This is a genomic window from Phaeobacter gallaeciensis (genome assembly GCF_001678945.1).
GTDB classification, from domain to species: domain Bacteria; phylum Pseudomonadota; class Alphaproteobacteria; order Rhodobacterales; family Rhodobacteraceae; genus Phycobacter; species Phycobacter gallaeciensis_A.
The window spans coordinates 2947171-2963283 of the sequence record NZ_CP015124.1; the positions used below are offsets into that span (position 1 = coordinate 2947171).

General features: G+C 63.4%; 17 protein-coding genes. 12 read left to right on the top strand and 5 right to left on the bottom strand.

What is annotated here, in order from left to right; all coding sequences use genetic code 11:
* From JL2886_RS14005 to JL2886_RS14030, 6 genes are all read left to right on the top strand, one after another.
* Positions 1-1176, top strand: coding sequence for an acetyl-CoA C-acyltransferase (locus tag JL2886_RS14005; RefSeq protein WP_065272575.1), 1176 nt, complete (start codon positions 1-3; stop codon positions 1174-1176).
* 100 nt (positions 1177-1276) lie between these two features.
* Positions 1277-2476: an acyl-CoA dehydrogenase family protein gene (locus tag JL2886_RS14010; protein WP_065272576.1), complete on the top strand. Its 1200-nt coding sequence runs from the start codon at positions 1277-1279 to the stop codon at positions 2474-2476.
* The gene (locus JL2886_RS14015; RefSeq protein WP_065272577.1) at positions 2473-3606 is read left to right on the top strand and encodes an acyl-CoA dehydrogenase family protein; all 1134 of its coding nucleotides are present in this window, start codon (positions 2473-2475) and stop codon (positions 3604-3606) included. The genes JL2886_RS14010 and JL2886_RS14015 overlap by 4 nt, the downstream gene beginning before the upstream one ends.
* Positions 3587-4009: a PaaI family thioesterase gene (locus JL2886_RS14020; protein ID WP_335645278.1), complete on the top strand. Its 423-nt coding sequence runs from the start codon at positions 3587-3589 to the stop codon at positions 4007-4009. The genes JL2886_RS14015 and JL2886_RS14020 overlap by 20 nt, the downstream gene beginning before the upstream one ends.
* Positions 4006-4785: an oxepin-CoA hydrolase, alternative type gene (locus JL2886_RS14025; protein ID WP_065272579.1), complete on the top strand. Its 780-nt coding sequence runs from the start codon at positions 4006-4008 to the stop codon at positions 4783-4785. Before JL2886_RS14020 ends, JL2886_RS14025 begins: the two co-directional genes overlap by 4 nt.
* 64 nt (positions 4786-4849) lie before the next feature.
* Positions 4850-6349: a class I adenylate-forming enzyme family protein gene (locus tag JL2886_RS14030; RefSeq protein WP_065272580.1), complete on the top strand. Its 1500-nt coding sequence runs from the start codon at positions 4850-4852 to the stop codon at positions 6347-6349.
* 271 nt (positions 6350-6620) lie between these two features.
* Here the strand turns inward: JL2886_RS14030 and rpe are convergent, their stop codons facing one another.
* Positions 6621-7310, bottom strand: a complete 690-nt coding sequence (rpe, locus tag JL2886_RS14035) for a ribulose-phosphate 3-epimerase (RefSeq protein ID WP_065272581.1) — start codon at positions 7308-7310, stop codon at positions 6621-6623.
* Positions 7311-7575: 265 nt separating this feature from the next.
* Between rpe and phnC the strand changes: the two genes are divergently transcribed.
* The 5 genes from phnC (at position 7576) to JL2886_RS14060 (ending at position 12421) form a co-directional block, all read left to right on the top strand.
* The gene (phnC, locus tag JL2886_RS14040) at positions 7576-8400 is read left to right on the top strand and encodes a phosphonate ABC transporter ATP-binding protein (protein ID WP_065272582.1); all 825 of its coding nucleotides are present in this window, start codon (positions 7576-7578) and stop codon (positions 8398-8400) included.
* 68 nt (positions 8401-8468) lie between these two features.
* Complete coding sequence (gene phnD, locus JL2886_RS14045) at positions 8469-9371, top strand: phosphonate ABC transporter substrate-binding protein (protein WP_065272583.1); 903 nt, start codon at positions 8469-8471, stop codon at positions 9369-9371.
* 127 nt (positions 9372-9498) lie between these two features.
* Positions 9499-10380: a phosphonate ABC transporter, permease protein PhnE gene (phnE, locus tag JL2886_RS14050; RefSeq protein ID WP_065272584.1), complete on the top strand. Its 882-nt coding sequence runs from the start codon at positions 9499-9501 to the stop codon at positions 10378-10380.
* A complete protein-coding gene (phnE, locus tag JL2886_RS14055) occupies positions 10377-11774 on the top strand; it encodes a phosphonate ABC transporter, permease protein PhnE (RefSeq protein ID WP_082996090.1) in 1398 nt (465 codons plus the stop codon). Before phnE (JL2886_RS14050) ends, phnE (JL2886_RS14055) begins: the two co-directional genes overlap by 4 nt.
* Positions 11775-11806: 32 nt before the next feature.
* Positions 11807-12421: a chloramphenicol acetyltransferase gene (locus JL2886_RS14060; RefSeq protein WP_065273711.1), complete on the top strand. Its 615-nt coding sequence runs from the start codon at positions 11807-11809 to the stop codon at positions 12419-12421.
* Positions 12422-12601: 180 nt separating this feature from the next.
* Here JL2886_RS14060 and JL2886_RS14065 read toward each other — a convergent pair whose 3' ends face one another.
* On the bottom strand, positions 12602-13186 hold the full coding sequence (locus JL2886_RS14065) for a TetR/AcrR family transcriptional regulator (protein WP_065272585.1): 585 nt from the start codon (positions 13184-13186) through the stop codon (positions 12602-12604).
* A gap of 105 nt (positions 13187-13291) precedes the next feature.
* Between JL2886_RS14065 and JL2886_RS14070 the strand changes: the two genes are divergently transcribed.
* Positions 13292-13756 carry an MAPEG family protein gene (locus JL2886_RS14070; protein WP_065273712.1) on the top strand — a complete coding sequence of 155 codons (465 nt, stop codon included), beginning with the start codon at positions 13292-13294 and terminating at the stop codon, positions 13754-13756.
* A gap of 92 nt (positions 13757-13848) precedes the next feature.
* Here the strand turns inward: JL2886_RS14070 and JL2886_RS14075 are convergent, their stop codons facing one another.
* Genes JL2886_RS14075 through apbC form a run of 3 tightly spaced genes read right to left on the bottom strand, consistent with a single transcriptional unit; the run spans position 13849 to position 16108 of the window.
* Positions 13849-14328, bottom strand: a complete 480-nt coding sequence (locus JL2886_RS14075; RefSeq protein WP_065272586.1) for a DUF6505 family protein — start codon at positions 14326-14328, stop codon at positions 13849-13851.
* Entirely contained in the window at positions 14328-15044 is a 717-nt protein-coding gene (locus JL2886_RS14080; protein ID WP_065272587.1) for a biotin/lipoate--protein ligase family protein, read from the bottom strand. Before JL2886_RS14080 ends, JL2886_RS14075 begins: the two co-directional genes overlap by 1 nt.
* Positions 15041-16108: an iron-sulfur cluster carrier protein ApbC gene (gene apbC, locus JL2886_RS14085; protein ID WP_065272588.1), complete on the bottom strand. Its 1068-nt coding sequence runs from the start codon at positions 16106-16108 to the stop codon at positions 15041-15043. The genes JL2886_RS14080 and apbC overlap by 4 nt, the downstream gene beginning before the upstream one ends.
* Between the last annotated feature and the right edge of the window lie 5 nt (positions 16109-16113).

Consider the following 16113-nt stretch of genomic DNA (forward strand, 5'->3'; position numbering starts at 1 on the left):
ATGAAAGAAGTCGTTATCGTCTCTGCCGCCCGTACCGGGCTGGCCAAATCCTTTAGGGGATCCTTCAACATGACCCACGGCGCCACCATGGGCGGTGCCGCGGTCGAGGCCGCGATGGCCCGCGCCGGGATCGAAGGCGCCGAGATCGAGGATTGCATCATGGGCTGCGGCGCTCCCGAAGGGGAAACCGGCGCCAATATCGCCCGCCAGATTGCTCTGCGCGCCGGGCTGCCGGTCACCGCATCGGGCATGACCGTGAACCGCTTCTGCTCCTCCGGTCTGCAGACCATCGCCTTGGCGGCGCAGCAGATCATCTGCGAAGGCGCAGGCCCGATGGTGGCAGGTGGGGTGGAAAGCATCTCGATGGTGCAGCCGAAACTGCGCCCCGTGCAGGAAGCCTGGCTGAAAGAGCACAAGCCCGCCGTCTATATGACTATGATCGAAACCGCCGATATCGTCGCGGAGCGTTATGGCATCAGCCGCGAAGATCAGGACGCCTATGGTCTGCGCAGCCAGCAGCGTATCGCTGCGGCGCAGGAAGCCGGTCTGTTCAAGGATGAGATCATTCCCGTCTCCACCACCATGGCGGTGAAGGACAAGGAAACCGGCGAGATCTCGATGAAGGACGTTGTCGTGGACCGCGACGAATGCAACCGTCCTTCCACCACGCTCGACGGTCTCGCTGGTCTGGCGCCGGTGCGCGGCGACGGCAACTTCATCACCGCAGGCAACGCCAGCCAATTGTCCGATGGCGCGGCAGCGGTTGTGCTGATGGAGGCCAAGGAGGCCGAGAAGCGCGGGCTTGAGGCTATGGGCGCCTTCAAAGGCTTCTGCGTTGCAGGCTGCGAGCCGGACGAGATGGGCATCGGCCCGGTCTTTGCCGTGCCGCGGCTGCTGGAACGCCACGGGCTGACGGTGGATGACATCGATATCTGGGAGCTGAACGAAGCCTTCGCGAGCCAGGCGCTCTACTGCCGCGACCGTTTGGGTATCGATGACGAGAAATGCAACGTCAACGGCGGCTCAATCGCCATCGGTCACCCCTTTGGCATGACCGGCGCCCGTATGACCGGCCACATCCTGCGCGAAGGCAAGCGCCGCGGCGCCAAGCTGGGCGTCGTCACCATGTGTGTCGGCGGCGGCATGGGCGCAGCGGGCCTGTTCGAAATCTACTGAACCGCAATCAAAGACCACGCGGCACCCGGCGGGCAGTCATCGCCCGCCGGATGTCGCCCGGCCCGATTGGATCGTGCCAAAGGGCCATGAGGAGAATGAAATGGATCTGAGTTACACCCCCGAAGAACAGGCCTTCCGCGAGGAGGTGCAGCGTTTTCTGGACGAGAAACTGCCCAAGGAAATGTCGGATGCGGTCCGCGAGGGGCGCAGCCTCGGCAAGGAAGGCCACGAACGCTGGCATGCCATCCTGAACGAACAGGGCTGGCTGGCGCCGAATTGGCCGCGCGAATTTGGCGGCTGCGAATGGAATGCCGTGCAGCGCCATATCTTCGAAGAGGAATGCTGCCGCGCTCATGCACCGCGCATCGTGCCCTTTGGCCTGACCATGCTGGCGCCGGTGTTGCAGAAATTCGGATCCAAGGAACAGCAGGACTATTACCTGCCCAAGATCCTGAGCGGCGAACACTGGTGGTGCCAAGGCTATTCCGAGCCGGGCGCGGGCTCTGACCTAGCCAGCCTGAAAACCAAGGCGGTGCGCGAGGGCGACCACTATATCGTCAACGGCCAGAAGACCTGGACCACGCTGGGCCAGCACGCCAACTGGATCTTCTGCCTGGTGCGTACCGACCCCGATGCCAAGCAGCAGGAAGGCATTTCCTTCCTTCTGATCGATATGGACACGCCGGGCATCGAAGTGCGCCCGATCATCCTGCTGGACGGCACCCACGAGGTGAATGAAGTCTGGTTCACCGATGTGAAAGTGCCGGTCGAAAACCTGGTGGGCGAGGAAAACAAGGGCTGGACCTACGCCAAGTACCTCCTGACCCATGAACGTACCAATATCGCCGGTGTCGGATTCAGCCAGGCCGGTCTGGATGCGGTGAAACGTCTGGCGCGGGTGCAGATGCACAAGGGCCGCCCGCTGATCGAAAACCCCTATTTCGCGGCCCGCATGGCGCAGGCGGAGATCGATCTGATGGCCATGTCCACCACCAACCTGCGCATCATCTCGGCTGCGGCCTCGGGGCAGGCGCCGGGTGTCGAAAGCTCGATGCTGAAGGTGAAGGGCACCGAAATCCGTCAGGAAATCAACGATATGGCGCGTCGGGCCGCGGGCGTTTACGCGATGCCCTTTGCCTCCGAAGCGGTGGAAGGCGGCAATGAACCGCCGGTCGGCCCCGAAGGCACGGCTGCCGTTGCCGCGCAGTATTTCAACAACCGCAAACTGTCGATCTTTGGCGGTTCCAACGAAATCCAGAAGAACATCATCGCAAAAGTGAAAATGGGAGGCCGGGCATGAACTTCGACCTGACCGAAGAGCGGCAGATGCTGCAGGACAGCCTGCGTCGCTTCCTGTCGGACCGCTACACGACATCCGTGCGCAACGACATCCTGGAAAGCGAGACCGGGTTTTCCGCCGATATCTGGGGCCAGCTGGCCGAACTGGGTGTCATCGGTGCGCTGTTTTCCGAGGAAGACGGCGGGTTTGGCGGCGCTGGTTTCGATATCTCCACCGTGTTCGAGGAACTGGGCCGCGCCGGCGTGGTTGAGCCGCTGCTGGACACCGCACTGCTGGGTGGTGGTCTGATCGCGGCACTGGGCAATGACGATCAGAAGGCTCTCGTTGAAGAGGTGATCGGCGGCGCCGTGCAGCTGGCCTTTGCGCACGGCGAGCCGAACAGCCGCTATGAGCTGTCGCGCGTGGAAACCACGGCTCAGGCCGAGGGTGATCAGATCGTTCTGAACGGGCGCAAGGCTGTTGTCGTCAACGCCGAGGCTGCCGATCACCTGGTGATCTCTGCTCGCGAAAGCGGCGCAGCGGATGCGACCGATGGGATCTCGTTGTTCCTGGTGCCCCGCGATGCCGAGGGCCTGTCGCTGCGCGGCTATGCGCTGCTGGCTGGCGGTCGCGCTGCCGAGGTCGAGCTGGATAACCTGCGCCTGCCTGCCTCTGCCCGTCTGGGCGGTGCTGGCGCCGCATGGTCTGCCATGGCCGGGGTCTTTGCCCGCGCCGAGGTGGCGCTGGCTGCCGAAACCCTGGGCGCGATGGAAACCGCAACCGAGCTTACCCGTCAGTACCTGCTGACCCGCAGCCAGTTTGGCCGCCCGATCGGCACCTTCCAGGCGCTGCAGCACCGGGTGGCGGATCTGCTGATCGAGATCGAGCAGGCGCGCTCGGCCGTGATCAACGCGGCCGGCCATCTGGAAGGCGACGCGCGGATGCGCGATCTCAACGTGGCGGCGGCGCGCAACCTGATTGGCCGTGCAGGTCGTCTGGTGGCCGAGGATTCGATCCAGCTGCACGGCGGTATCGCCATGACGCAGGAATACGAACTGGCCCATATCGCCAAACGAATCGTCATGGCGGAGCACCGCTTTGGTGATGCGGACACGCAGCTGGAGCGTTTTCTTGACCTCAGCGCCGCGTGATACCGGCGAGGTCCGCCTGATCGAGGAACCCGGTTGTCAACAGATGGTTGGCTACCGGACCGAGGTCGATACCCGGGATGGCTCCTGCACCGTGACGCTGGAGCTGGAGCCCCGGCATATGAACCGCCATGGCATCGTCCATGGCGGCATGGTGGCCACGGTTCTGGATGTGGTCTGCGGCAATACTGCAATGCAGTTCTTCGATCCGGACGGAAACGCGGACCTGGTCACCGTTTCGCTGAACCTCTCCTATGTGGGGTCGACGCGGACCGGGGCCATTACGGCCCGCGCCCGGCCTACGGGGGGCGGCAAAAGCATCGCCTATGTCTATGGGGAGCTGTTTGATGACACCGGCCGCCTGCTGGCCACGGCAAACGGAATTTTCAAGAGGATACGGAAATGACCCGACGTGCACGGATGGACGATCTTGGCGACCGCGCGGTTGTCGTGAATATGAACCCGGATCGCCGGGGCGCCCTGTCGCAGGATCTTTACGACGCCATTCAGGCGGCGCTGGATCTGGCGCAGGAGCCGCGCATACGTGCTGTGCTGCTGACCTCGGAAGGTGGGTTTTTCTGCGCGGGCGGCGATCTCAACGTGCTGATCGAACGTCGCGGCCTCAGCGAGGACGAGCGCCGCGCCAAGGTCAACAACCTGCATGATCTGATGCGCGGGATCCGGGACTGCCCGGTGCCGGTGATCGCCGCCGTCGAGGGCGGCGCGGCCGGGGCCGGTCTGTCGCTGGCGCTGGCAGCGGATCTGATCGTGGCCTCTTATGGGGCGAAATTCACCGCCGCCTACGTCAAGGCGGGACTGGTGCCGGATGGCGGGCTGACCGCCTCGCTGGCTCGGATGCTGCCGCGTCCGCTGGCGATGGAAATGTGTCTTTTGGGTCGGCCGGTGACAGCCGGACAGTTGGCTGCCCTCGGCGCGGTCAATCAAGTGGTGGCGCCGCAGCGCGTTCTTGGCGCGGCGCACAGTCTGGCCGATGCGCTGGCCCAGGGCCCGCGCGCGGCGCAGGGCACCATCCGGCATCTGGTCTCCAGCGCTTATGAGGCGGCAGAAACTGCACAGCTTGATGCGGAATGCGCCGCCATGGCCCGTGCGGCTGGCGGCGAGGAGGCAGGCGAGGGCATCGCGGCCTTCCTGGAAAAACGCGCGCCGCAGTTCAGCGGCTAGGGTCCGGCCCGCACAGGGCCTGCACCCACGACATAACCGGCGCCGGATTTGGGAGGAGAGGGCAATGGAACGATGGCATGATTTACTGGCCGCTCAGGTGGCCGAGCGGCCGGAGGCTGCGGCCTTTTCCGACAGCGGCGGCACGGCCTGGAGCTATGCCGAGCTTTCGACAGCCGTAGAGGCGGTGGCAGACAATCTGCGCAAGGTTGGCGTGCAGCCGCGTGACCGGGTCATGGTCTTGTCGGAAAACTGCTGCGCGGCGGTGGCAGCGATGCTGGGCGCCTCGCGGATCGGGGCCATAGCCGTGCCGGTCAATGCAAGGATGAGCGCGGGGGAAGTGGACCGGATCCTGTCCCACGCGCGCCCGGCGGCGGTGCTGTGCACCTCTGCAATTTCCCCCGAGGCTGCGGCCCATGCCGCGCGGCTTGAGGCACGCGAGATCAGTGGCGCCTTTGGCACTCTGCATCTGGCCTGTCTCTATGCCTCAAATCCCGATGCACCGGAGGAGGTTGCGGTTCTGCTTTACACCACTGGCACCACGGGCGCGCCAAAGGGGGTGATGCTGACCCATGCGAACCTGCTGTTTGGCGGCAAATCCTCGGCCGAGCTGCGCGATATGGGACCGGGAGATGTGATCTATGGCGTGTTGCCGATGACCCATGTCTTTGGTCTGGCTTCAGTGATGACGGCGGCGATCCTGTCCGGGGCCGAGGTCTGGCTGGAGGTGCGTTTCTCGGCGGCGAAACTCTATGAGGCGCTGCGCCGGGGCGTAACGCGTCTGGCGGCGGTGCCGCAGATGCACGCGCTGGTGATGCAATACGCCAAGGAACAGGGGCTGGAACGGCTTGGCAGCGAGGTCTTGCAGTACGTTTCCTCCGGGGCGGCGCCGCTGGATCCCGAATGGAAGCGCAAGGCCGAAGGGTTTTACGGGGTGGCCCTGCAGAATGGCTATGGAATGACCGAGACCACTGCCGGGGTCTGCGCCACCAAGAACAGCCAGTTGGGGGATCCTGACATTTCCACCGGTCCGCCGATGCCCGGGGTCGAGGTGCGCATCGATGAGAGCGTTCCGGGCGGTGGCGATGGGCTGGGAGAGGTTCTGGCGCGTGGGCCGAACATCATGCTGGGCTATTATCGCAACCCCGAGGAAACCGCCAAAGTTCTGGACGCAGAAGGCTGGATGCACACCGGTGACATGGGCCGTCTGGACGCGCGCGGGTTCCTGCATATCGAGGGGCGCTCGAAGGAGTTGATCATCCACGGTGGTTTCAATGTCTTCCCGCCCGAGGTGGAGGCGGCGCTGAATGCCCATCCGCAGGTGGTGCAATCTGCCGTGGTCGGGCGCAGGGTCAGCAGCGATGAAGAGGTTCTGGCCTTTGTGCAGGTGGTGCCGGGCGATGCGCCGGATCCGGCAGAGCTGATGGCATTCGTGCGCGGTCAGCTGGCCGGATACAAATGTCCGGCGCAGATCATCCTGGTCGAAGCCTTGCCTGCGGCCCCGACGGGCAAGATCCTGAAGCACAAATTGCTGGAGACTTTTGCGGACCGGCTGCAAGAGGCGTGAGCGGGGCGCTCCCGTCCCCGGACGGGCGGCCTGCGGGGCAGGCCTTGTGCGGGGTTGGGCGTGGCGCCGCTGCGCGGCGCAGGGAAAGATCTGCTGAGAGGCGTTTCAGGGGCAGGTCTGCCCTGAAAGCGCGACGCCCAGTGTTGGGCCAGGAGAGCGCCGCCTCAAGGGTAAACCGCGCCGTTGGCGCGGCTGCAGGCGCAGCCCTTGACCCGCCGCTCTCCCTCAGATGCCGTCTCCGATGGAGACGGCGGCAGGAGGGGAGGTTCCCTCAGGTCCAGGTGCCTTCGGCGGCGGCGCGGATGGCGCGGATGTTTTCGCCATAGACGCCCGGGTTATCGACCGAGCCGCCGCGGAAGACCGCAGAGCCGGCCACCAGCACATCGGCGCCGACCTTGGTCACCAGCGGTGCGGTGCTGGGATCAACACCGCCGTCGATTTCAATATGCACGGGACGGTCGCCGATCATCTGGCGCAGCGTCGCGATCTTGCCGGTCATGTCGATGAATTTCTGCCCTCCAAAGCCCGGATTTACCGTCATCACGCAGATCAGGTCGGTGAGGTCGAGAAGATGCGCCACAGCCTCGGCCGGGGTGCCGGGATTGAGTGCAACGCCTGCCTTCATGCCTGCCGCGCGAATGGCTTGCAGAGTGCGGTGAATATGCGGGCCTGCCTCGACATGGGCGGTCAGAACATCGGCGCCCGCATCGGCATAGGCGTCGATATAGGGATCCACCGGCGCGATCATCAAATGCACATCCATCACCGTTTTCACATGCGGGCGGAAGGCTTTGACCGCTGCGGGGCCAAAGGTGAGGTTCGGCACGAAATGCCCGTCCATCACGTCCACATGGACCCAGTCGGCGCCTTCGGCCTCGATGGCCTGGATTTCCTGGCCGAAGTTGGCGAAATCGGCGGAGAGGATGGAGGGGGCGATCTTAACACTGCGGTCAAAGGACATGGGAGGGGTTCCTGCATACTGGGGCGCTGGTGGAGGGTCTTCTGCGCATATAGACTGGCGCGGGCGCGGTTTACAGGGGGCAGTTTGTCCTTGCCCGCTATTTCCCCCCGTTGCCCTGTGGCCCGTGGCCCTTGGTGCGCTCTGTGACGCGGGCATGACGGTTTTGGCACCGCGGGGCGGTCCGCGTTACAAATAATTCACCGCGATTACACAAATGATTTGAGGAGCACCGTTAGGCAGTCCCGGAAACGAACGGGGGCCGATTGTGCTGCGCATACAAAAACTCACCAAACGCTTTGGCGACAAGACCGCGGTGGATACCGCGACTCTCGACATCGACAAGCCCTGCATGATCGGCATTATCGGCCGCTCCGGTGCGGGAAAATCGACCCTGCTGCGCATGATCAACCGTTTGGGCGATGCCAGTGAAGGGCAGATCCTGTTCGAAGGGCGCGATGTGACCCGGCTGAAAGGGCGTGAGAAGCGCGCCTGGCAGTCGGACTGCGCGATGATCTTTCAGCAGTTCAACCTGGTGCCGCGCATGGATGTGGTGTCGAACGTGCTGCATGGCACGCTCAACCGCCGCTCGGCGCTGGCGACCATGTTCAACCTATATCCGATGGAAGACATCCACCGGGCGATCGACATTCTGGACCGTCTGGGCATTGCCGAACACGCGGCCAAGCGGGCCGAGGCCTTGTCGGGCGGGCAGCAACAGCGCGTCGCCATCGCCCGCGCCCTGATGCAGGACCCGAAGATCATCCTGGCGGATGAACCCATTGCCTCACTCGATCCGATGAATGCCCAGACCGTGATGGAGGCGCTGCGCCGCATCCACGAAGAAGACGGGCGCACCGTCATCGCCAACCTCCACACGCTGGATACCGCGCGCCGCTATTGCGACCGGGTGGTGGGGATGCGGGACGGGCGCATCGTCTTTGACGGGCTACCCGAGCAGCTGACCACCGGCGTTGCCCGCGAGATCTACGGCGCCGGCGCCGATTTCTCAGAAGCCGCGACATCCACCGAGATCGAAACGCTGACGCGTACCGAAGGCCCCATCCGAGAGGCCGAGGCCGCCGCGCTCTGATCTTCACCCTCTTTCATCATCCCAAAGCACGAGGCTTTGGGCCCAAACCAAACCGGAGTGACCTAGAGATGAAAAAACTGATTGCTGCCGCCCTGATGACAACTGCCCTGACCACACCGGTCATGGCCGAGGACATTCAGGAATTCCGCATCGGCATCCTTGGCGGTGAAAACGCCCAGGACCGCATGAACAACAACGAGTGCCTGCGCGCCAAGACCGAAGATCTGCTGGGCGTCGAAACCAAGCTGTTCGCCCCCGCTGATTATAACGGCGTGATCCAGGGTCTGTTGGGCGGCACCATCGACATGGCCTGGCTGGGCGCCTCTGGCTATGCCAAGACCTTCCTGTCCGACCCCGAAGCGGTTGAGCCGATCCTGGTGAAAGTGAACAACGACGGTGGCTACGGCTACTACTCGGTTGGTTTTGCCCGCAAGGACAGCGGCATCACCGCGCTGGAAGACGTCAAAGGCAAGGTCTTCGGCTTTGGCGATCCCAACTCCACCTCCGGCTTCCTGATCCCCTCGATCGAGATCCCGCAGGCAACCGGCGCCAGCATGACCTCGGGCGACTACTTTGGTGAAGTGAAGTTCACCGGCGGTCACGAGCAGACCATCGTTGCGGTCAACAACGGCGATATCGACGCCGGTGTGACCTGGGCCGACGGCCTGGGCAACTGGGAAGACGGCTACAACTCCGGCGCCCTGCGCAAGGCGGTTGATGCCGGTCTCGTCGACATGAACGACCTGGTCAAAATCTGGCAGTCCAAGCCGATCCCGGAAGGCCCCGTTGTTCTGCGCAAGGACCTGCCTGAAAACGTCAAGGTCAAGATGACCGGCCTGATGGCAAGCCTCAAATCCATGGATGCAGATTGCTTCTACGGTGTGGCCGCGGGTGAAGCCAAAGGCTTCATGCCGATCACCCACGATGCCTACGAGGTGATCATCGAAGCACGCAAATTGAAGTCCAACTGATTTTAGGACCAACGCGGCGGGGTCCGGTCTTTGTGCCGGGCCCCGTATTCCTCTGACGCGCGCCCTTGCAGGGGCGTCCCTGCGATCAGAGGCCCATCCGAACACCAATATATCCCCAGGAAACCCCATGGCAGATCTGACAGCGGCCCCGCCTTCCGGTGCCTCCTCGACCGAGGCCATCCGCGCCGAATATGTCGACCTCACCCGGCGCAAGCGTCTTTACGGGTCGATCCTTCTGATCGTCTTTGTTGCCATGATGGTGGCGGGGTTCCGCACGGCAGATGACCGCAATGCCGGGTCGTTTGCCGACGGCTTCACCCGTATTTTCGACTACCCGGCCGAGGTGCTGAGCGAAGCTGCCGAGAAGGTGACAGAGCTGCCCGGCCAGGTGGTGCATTTCTTCCCGGCGCTGGTGGAGACGCTGAATATCGCGGCGGCCTCGACCCTGATCGGTGCCATCTTCGGCACGCTTCTGTCGCTCTTGGCGACGCGGGGCATGGCGCTCTGGCCATCGCTGATCCCGGTCTTTCGCCGGGTGATGGATATCTGCCGGGCGATCCCGGAAATCGTCATCGCGCTGGTGCTGATCTTCCTCCTGGGTGGTGGCCCGGTGCCTGCCATGATCGCCATTGCCATCCACACGGCGGGGGCATTGGGCAAGCTGTTTTCCGAGGTGAACGAAAACGCCTCGCTGAAGCCGGTCGAAGGCCTGTCCTCGGTCGGGGCCACCTGGGCACAGCGCATGTGGCTTGGCGTCATCCCGCAGGTGGGGCCGAACTATGTCAGCTATGCGCTGCTGCGGTTTGAAATCAACATTCGCGCGTCGGCGATCCTTGGCTTCGTCGGCGCGGGCGGCATCGGCTACGAGCTGAAGAACGCCATGTCCTGGGGCAAGGGCCGCTACGACGAGGCCGCAGCCATCTTTATCCTCCTGTTCGTCACCATCGTCGTGGTCGATCAGATCTCTGGCAAGCTGCGTGACCGGCTGATCAATGGAGCCAAACAATGACGACTCTGGATGTGAACCCGGGTGCAGGCGCGCGCCGTGACGCCGCCGCGCTGAAGCAGGAGATGGCGGGGCTGTTCCGCACCAAGAAGCTGACGGCCTTTGCGGTGCCGCTGGTGGTGCTGGTCTATATGGCCTATGTCTTTTTCGCCTTCGACGTGCCGGGCCTGTGGGAGCGTGCCAGTCTTGAAAACGCCCGCACTCTTGTCAGCGACAGCTACAGCTACAAGACCCATGTGACGCGCGACAACCGCGATGCCTCTGTCTCGGTCGCTATCGAAGGTGAGCGTAAGGGCAGCTATCCCGAAGGCGAGGCGCCGGATTGGGTGAGCCTTGGCGAAACCACGGTGATCGATCTGGAAAACGGCCATACCGTGCGCTTTGGACCTGAAACCGTGGAATATGACATTCCCGGCTACGGCACCGTGCGCGCCACCCCCAGCCGAAGCGCCGGGGTGCAGGCCGAGTTTCCCGCGGGCGATGTACCGGACTGGATCAGCTCATCGAAGAACCGTCTGGCGATCAAGACCGACGCAGGCCGTCTGACAGTGACCCGCAACCGCTCTGAAGTGTTCCGCTATTTCACCGGCTGGGAGCTGTTCTTCTTTACCCTCGACAGTCCCTATCACGGGATGAGCGCTTCGGCGCTGTTGGGCCGCGCAGTGTCGGGTGAAGCGGGCGCGATCTTCAACGACTTCTGGACCAACAAGATGTGGCGCCATCAGGATGTGGCCTGGGCCATTGGGGAAACCCTGCTGATGGCCTTCCTCGGCACCATCGGTGCAGGCATCGTGGCGTTGCCGCTTGCCTTCCTTGCAACCCGCAACTTTATGCCGATCCGCACCCTGCGGTTCGCCACCCGCCGCCTGTTCGATTTCGTGCGCGGGGTGGACAGCCTGATCTGGACCGTGGTTCTGGCACGCGCATTCGGACCCGGTCCGCTGACCGGTGCGCTGGCGATCCTGGTGACCGATACCGGCACCTTCGGCAAGATCTTCTCGGAGGCGCTGGAGAATGTCGATGAAAAGCAGATCGAAGGCGTGGCCTCGACCGGTGCCAAACCGGTGCAGCGCTATCGGTTCGGGGTAATCCCGCAGGTGACCCCGGTTCTGCTGTCGCAGCTGCTCTACTTCCTTGAATCCAACACCCGCAGCGCCACGATCATCGGCGCCATCACTGGCGGCGGTATCGGCCTTTTGCTGACCCAGGCGATCATCACCCAGAAGGACTGGGAAGAGGTGGCCTATTACATCGTGCTGATCATCGTGATGGTGATGCTGATGGACTGGTTCTCGGGCATGTTGCGCCGCCGCCTGATCCAGGGCGATCCCGGCAAGCCGCGCCGGGACAAGGCGAAGAAGGGCGAGAAGAAGAAGATGCCCTTCGTGCTGCCCTGAGTATGCAAGAGACCGGAACAGGAAAACAGACCATGGCCCGCCTTCAGGCAGATCAGCCGTTCATCCATCCCGATTGCCAGATCACCGGTAGCCATTTCGGTGCCTATGTGGAGATCGGCGCAGGCAGCCGCATCGCGAACAGCCGCTTTGGCGACTACAGCTATTGCGACCGCACCTGCGATATCGCCAATGCGGAGGTGGGGAAGTTTGCCAATATCGCCAGCTTCACCCGCATCGGGGCGACGGATCACCCGATTGAGAAGGCGTCATTGCATCACTTCCTGTATCGGTCTGCCGACTATTGGGATGATGCCGGGGTCGATGAGGACTGGTTTGCCCATCGCGCCAGCCGCATGGCCCATATCGGCCACGACACCTGGATCGGCCACGGCGCGATGATCAAGCCCGAGGTCACCATCGGCCACGGCGCAGTTGTGGCGTCAGGTTCGGTCGTAACCAAGGATGTTGCGCCCTACACCATCGTCGGCGGTAACACTGCCCGCCTGATCCGCCGTCGCTACCCTGAACCAGTGGCCGAAGCGATGATGGATCTTGCCTGGTGGGACTGGGACAATACCACCCTTAGGGCCGCTTTGCCCGATTTCCGCGCACTGCGGGCCGAAGAGTTCCTCGAAAAATACGCCTGATTTCAGATGCGCGGGGGTGCTCCCGCCCGTGTCTGGCCCTTCTGTGAGAAGGGCCGGCCCGGTTGGGCCGGGCGCCGCTTGCGCGGCGCCGGGGATATTAGGGTGGCGTTGTAGGCGTTTGCAAAGTGTGTTGGGCGGGTTTGAGCACGGCGGAGATCACGATGCATACGGCACCGTTTTTCATGTGGATCGAAGAGACGCGATCAACGCGCTGACCATCTCGGATGCGTTGTGTTTCAAAGGGTCTCTCACACTGTCGGCAAGTCCGAACATGAGCAGCAATCCCAGGACCGCCGAGTGTATCGCCAGGGCTTCCTGACGCACGCCTTTTGCATCGCTGTCCAGCCTATCCGCAAGGGCGCCGTACATCCTGTCGGTCACAGGGTGAATCTTGTCTAGCAGCGCGGCATCGTGAGAGGCTTTGACGCTTTGCTTGATGGTCTGCGGCAACAGATACATCATCCGAAATCGGTCGAGGTCCTCAAAATGAAATCCGGCGATGGCTCTGACAAATGCCTCGACGGCCTCATCGCGCCTCGTGGTCCCGGACACCGACTGTATTGCGGTTTCCGCTTCAGCCTCAAGCCACGGAAGAAACATCGCGGCGAGCAGGTCATGCTTGCTTGGATACCAGTAGAGCACCGCTTGTTTCGTGCACCCCAGACGACGGGCTATCGCATCGAACGATACCGCCGCCAGACCTTCGGATGCCAACAGGTCGCGAGCGGTTTCCAAAATCTGATCACTTGTATTCTTGTGCGGCATCGACACGATCCTTGACTGCTTACCAATGGTAAGATACTTTGTTTACCAATGGTAAGGCAGGGTGGTAACCTCTGCAACCAAAGGCGCCATACGGGGAGCCGAAAGATGACCGCACTCACTTTGGAAAATCCGGTCTTCGTCACCTATGTGATTGCCGCTGCGCTCCTGGTGCTCAAGGTTATGGCACAGGGTTGGATGACAGTTCACCGAATGATGAAAGTCAGGGCGGGCTGGGCGAGTCCCGAAGACCTTCAAAAAGGGTTCCTCAATACAGCTCCCGATCCGTCGCAACTGGACGTCAATGAATACGTTGACCGATCCCGTCGGATGCACCGGAATGACCTGGAAAACATACCGGCCTTCTGGGCGGCAGGCCTTCTGTTTGTTGCAATCGGCCCTTCTGTCTGGCTGGCGCATGTCCTGATGTATGGTTTTGTTGCGGCGCGGCTGGCGCACTTCTGGGCCTATACGACGAAGCAATCCCATGAAATCCGGGCGACATTCTACACCGTCGGGTCCCTAATCGTCATTTACATGGCGTGCCATGTGCTCTGGGTTGCGATCACGTAGGCACACGCGTTCACCCGCGCCGCGTCAGCGGCGCCCGGCCCAACGGGAGCGGATCATACCCATGATCCGGCGCCGGGCGGGAGGGCTTCGCCTCAGCCCTCGATATCACCGTGGATGGCGAATTGCTCAAGGCCTGCCGATTGCGCTTCGATCATCCGGTAGCTTTCGCGCACGCCCGCATCGGTCAGCTCTCGCATCACGGTCAGCAGGGTGTTGGGCGCGTGATCGGCGCAGAGGTCGGCCATGTGGGCGATCTCCTCGGCCGCCACGGGGCGGGCGGCGGCCACATCCGGCGCGCCGTAGTAGCTGACAAAATGATGCGCCAGAAGGTCGGTCAGGGTTTCCAACTCGGCCTCTTCGATCTTGGTCACCGCGACGAAGGTCACCCGCCCGCCGGTTTCCAGCCCCATCCAGCCATTGGAAAAGGCCTGACGCTGCTTGCCGGTCAGATCCGCCTCGCCCCAGTTGGAAAATTCAAAACCGCCCGAGATGCACCATTCGCCGGTGCGGGCCGGGCTGGCAAAGACGTTTTGATCGCTCTCGTCGAAATGGATGGCGCGGGCCAGTTGCATCACGGGGTCTCCAGAAGCGTTGTCAGGGGTATGAGATGGGTGGTGTCGCCGTCGCGCAGCAGCATGCCGAAATCCTCGTCAATGCCAAGGAAGGTGCCGCTGAGGTCATTCTGCCGGGTCTCTTCGCCGATACCATGGGCGAGGCCGCGCCATTCTTCGTGCAGCGGTTTGCTGCCGTCCTCTTCCCAGCGGGTGATCCAGTGCAAGCAGTGGCGGGCCCAGCTTTCGACCAGGGCAGGCGCCTCCACATCGGCGCAGCCTTCGGCATAAAGCGCGGTGTCCTCGGGCGCGGCGCCGCCGTCCTCGTCTTTGGGCCAGAGCGGCAGCTCCAGCCCGATCACCAGCCAGTCGGGTTCCTCGTTGGGGGCGGCTGTGCTGGCGGCGGCGCGCAAGCGGCCGCAGCGGGCACCGTTGATGCGGATCGCGCCGCCCCAGTCCAGATGCACCGCGACCTCGGGCGGGGCCAGCGCGCCAAGCGCGTTCTGAAAACCGACGCCGCAGGTGGGCAGCATCGCCATCGCGCGCGTGAGTGGCACTTCGGGGGCAAAGACCAGTGCTGCGCGCAGGGTGTCATGCGCCAGATTATAGACCACCAGACCGGCATCACAGCCCAGGACCGCCCGTTTGCAGGCGGTCTCGAACGGGTCCTCAGGGCCGGTCACCGCCTCGCCGGACATCAGCGGTGGAAAGGACAGGGCAGGGGTGGCCTCGCTCATGCGGCGCCCCGTTGGATGAGGCCGAGCGCCACCTCCTGGAATGCCTTGGCCTGCGGGCTGTCGGGTTTGCTGACCACCACCGGCGCGCCGCCATCAGCGGCAAGGCGCACGTCCAGATGCAGCGGGATCTCAGCCAGGAGCGGCACGTTCAGCTTCTTGGCTTCGGCGGCGACGCCCCCATGGCCAAAGATATGTTCCTCATGGCCGCAGTTGGAGCAGATATGGGTGGACATGTTCTCGATCAGCCCGACGATCGGCACGTGCAGCTGTTTGAACATGTCGATGCCCTTGCGCGCGTCGATCAGCGCAACGTCCTGCGGGGTGGAGACCACGATGGCGCCATCCACATGGGCCTTCTGCGCAAGGGTCATCTGCACATCGCCGGTGCCCGGCGGCAGGTCCACGATCAGCACATCCAGCGCGCCCCATTGCACCTGCATCATCATCTGCTGCAGCGCGCCCATCAGCATCGGACCGCGCCAGACCACGGCCTGATCCTCGTTTGTCATCAGGCCGATGGACATCATGGTGACGCCGTGGTTGCGCATCGGCAGGATGGTCTTGCCATCGGGGCTGGCGGGACGGCCGGACACGCCCAGCATGCGCGGCTGCGAGGGGCCATAGACATCCGCATCCAGCAGACCGACACGGCGGCCTTCGGCAGCCAGCGCGCAGGCGAGGTTCGCCGAGACGGTGGATTTGCCAACGCCGCCCTTGCCCGAAGCGACCGCGATGATGCGATCCACGCCGGGGATCTTCTGCGGTCCCTGGGGCTGGGCGGCTTTCTTCGGTTTCAGATCCGGCGGCGGCGCCTTGGTGGAATGGGCGGTCAGCAGGGCCGAGACCTTTTCCACACCTGCAAGGGCGGTGACCTTCGCCTCTGCCGCGTCGCGCACGGGGGCATAGGCCTCGGCGCGGGCCGGGTCGACTTCCAGCACGAAACGCACGGCGCCGTCTTCGATATTCAGGGCCCGCACGATGCCGGCGGCGACGATATCGCTGCCGCTGACGGGGTCGGTGATGGTCTTCAGTGCCTCGAGGACAGTTTCACGGGTGAGGGACACGCCGG

Bases quoted from the DNA above. Each gene is read 5' to 3' on its own strand.
- JL2886_RS14015 (WP_065272577.1), top strand. From the start codon at position 2,473: ATGAACTTCGACCTGACCGAAGAGCGGCAGATGCTGCAGGACAGCCTG.
- JL2886_RS14010 (WP_065272576.1), top strand. From the start codon at position 1,277: ATGGATCTGAGTTACACCCCCGAAGAACAGGCCTTCCGCGAGGAGGTG.
- JL2886_RS14080 (WP_065272587.1), bottom strand. From the start codon at position 15,044: ATGAGCGAGGCCACCCCTGCCCTGTCCTTTCCACCGCTGATGTCCGGC.
- JL2886_RS14060 (WP_065273711.1), top strand. From the start codon at position 11,807: ATGGCCCGCCTTCAGGCAGATCAGCCGTTCATCCATCCCGATTGCCAG.
- JL2886_RS14005 (WP_065272575.1), top strand. From the start codon at position 1: ATGAAAGAAGTCGTTATCGTCTCTGCCGCCCGTACCGGGCTGGCCAAA.
- JL2886_RS14030 (WP_065272580.1), top strand. From the start codon at position 4,850: ATGGAACGATGGCATGATTTACTGGCCGCTCAGGTGGCCGAGCGGCCG.
- JL2886_RS14075 (WP_065272586.1), bottom strand. From the start codon at position 14,328: ATGCAACTGGCCCGCGCCATCCATTTCGACGAGAGCGATCAAAACGTC.
- phnE (WP_082996090.1), top strand. From the start codon at position 10,377: ATGACGACTCTGGATGTGAACCCGGGTGCAGGCGCGCGCCGTGACGCC.
- phnD (WP_065272583.1), top strand. From the start codon at position 8,469: ATGAAAAAACTGATTGCTGCCGCCCTGATGACAACTGCCCTGACCACA.
- phnE (WP_065272584.1), top strand. From the start codon at position 9,499: ATGGCAGATCTGACAGCGGCCCCGCCTTCCGGTGCCTCCTCGACCGAG.
- JL2886_RS14070 (WP_065273712.1), top strand. From the start codon at position 13,292: ATGACCGCACTCACTTTGGAAAATCCGGTCTTCGTCACCTATGTGATT.
- JL2886_RS14065 (WP_065272585.1), bottom strand. From the start codon at position 13,186: ATGCCGCACAAGAATACAAGTGATCAGATTTTGGAAACCGCTCGCGAC.
- rpe (WP_065272581.1), bottom strand. From the start codon at position 7,310: ATGTCCTTTGACCGCAGTGTTAAGATCGCCCCCTCCATCCTCTCCGCC.
- JL2886_RS14025 (WP_065272579.1), top strand. From the start codon at position 4,006: ATGACCCGACGTGCACGGATGGACGATCTTGGCGACCGCGCGGTTGTC.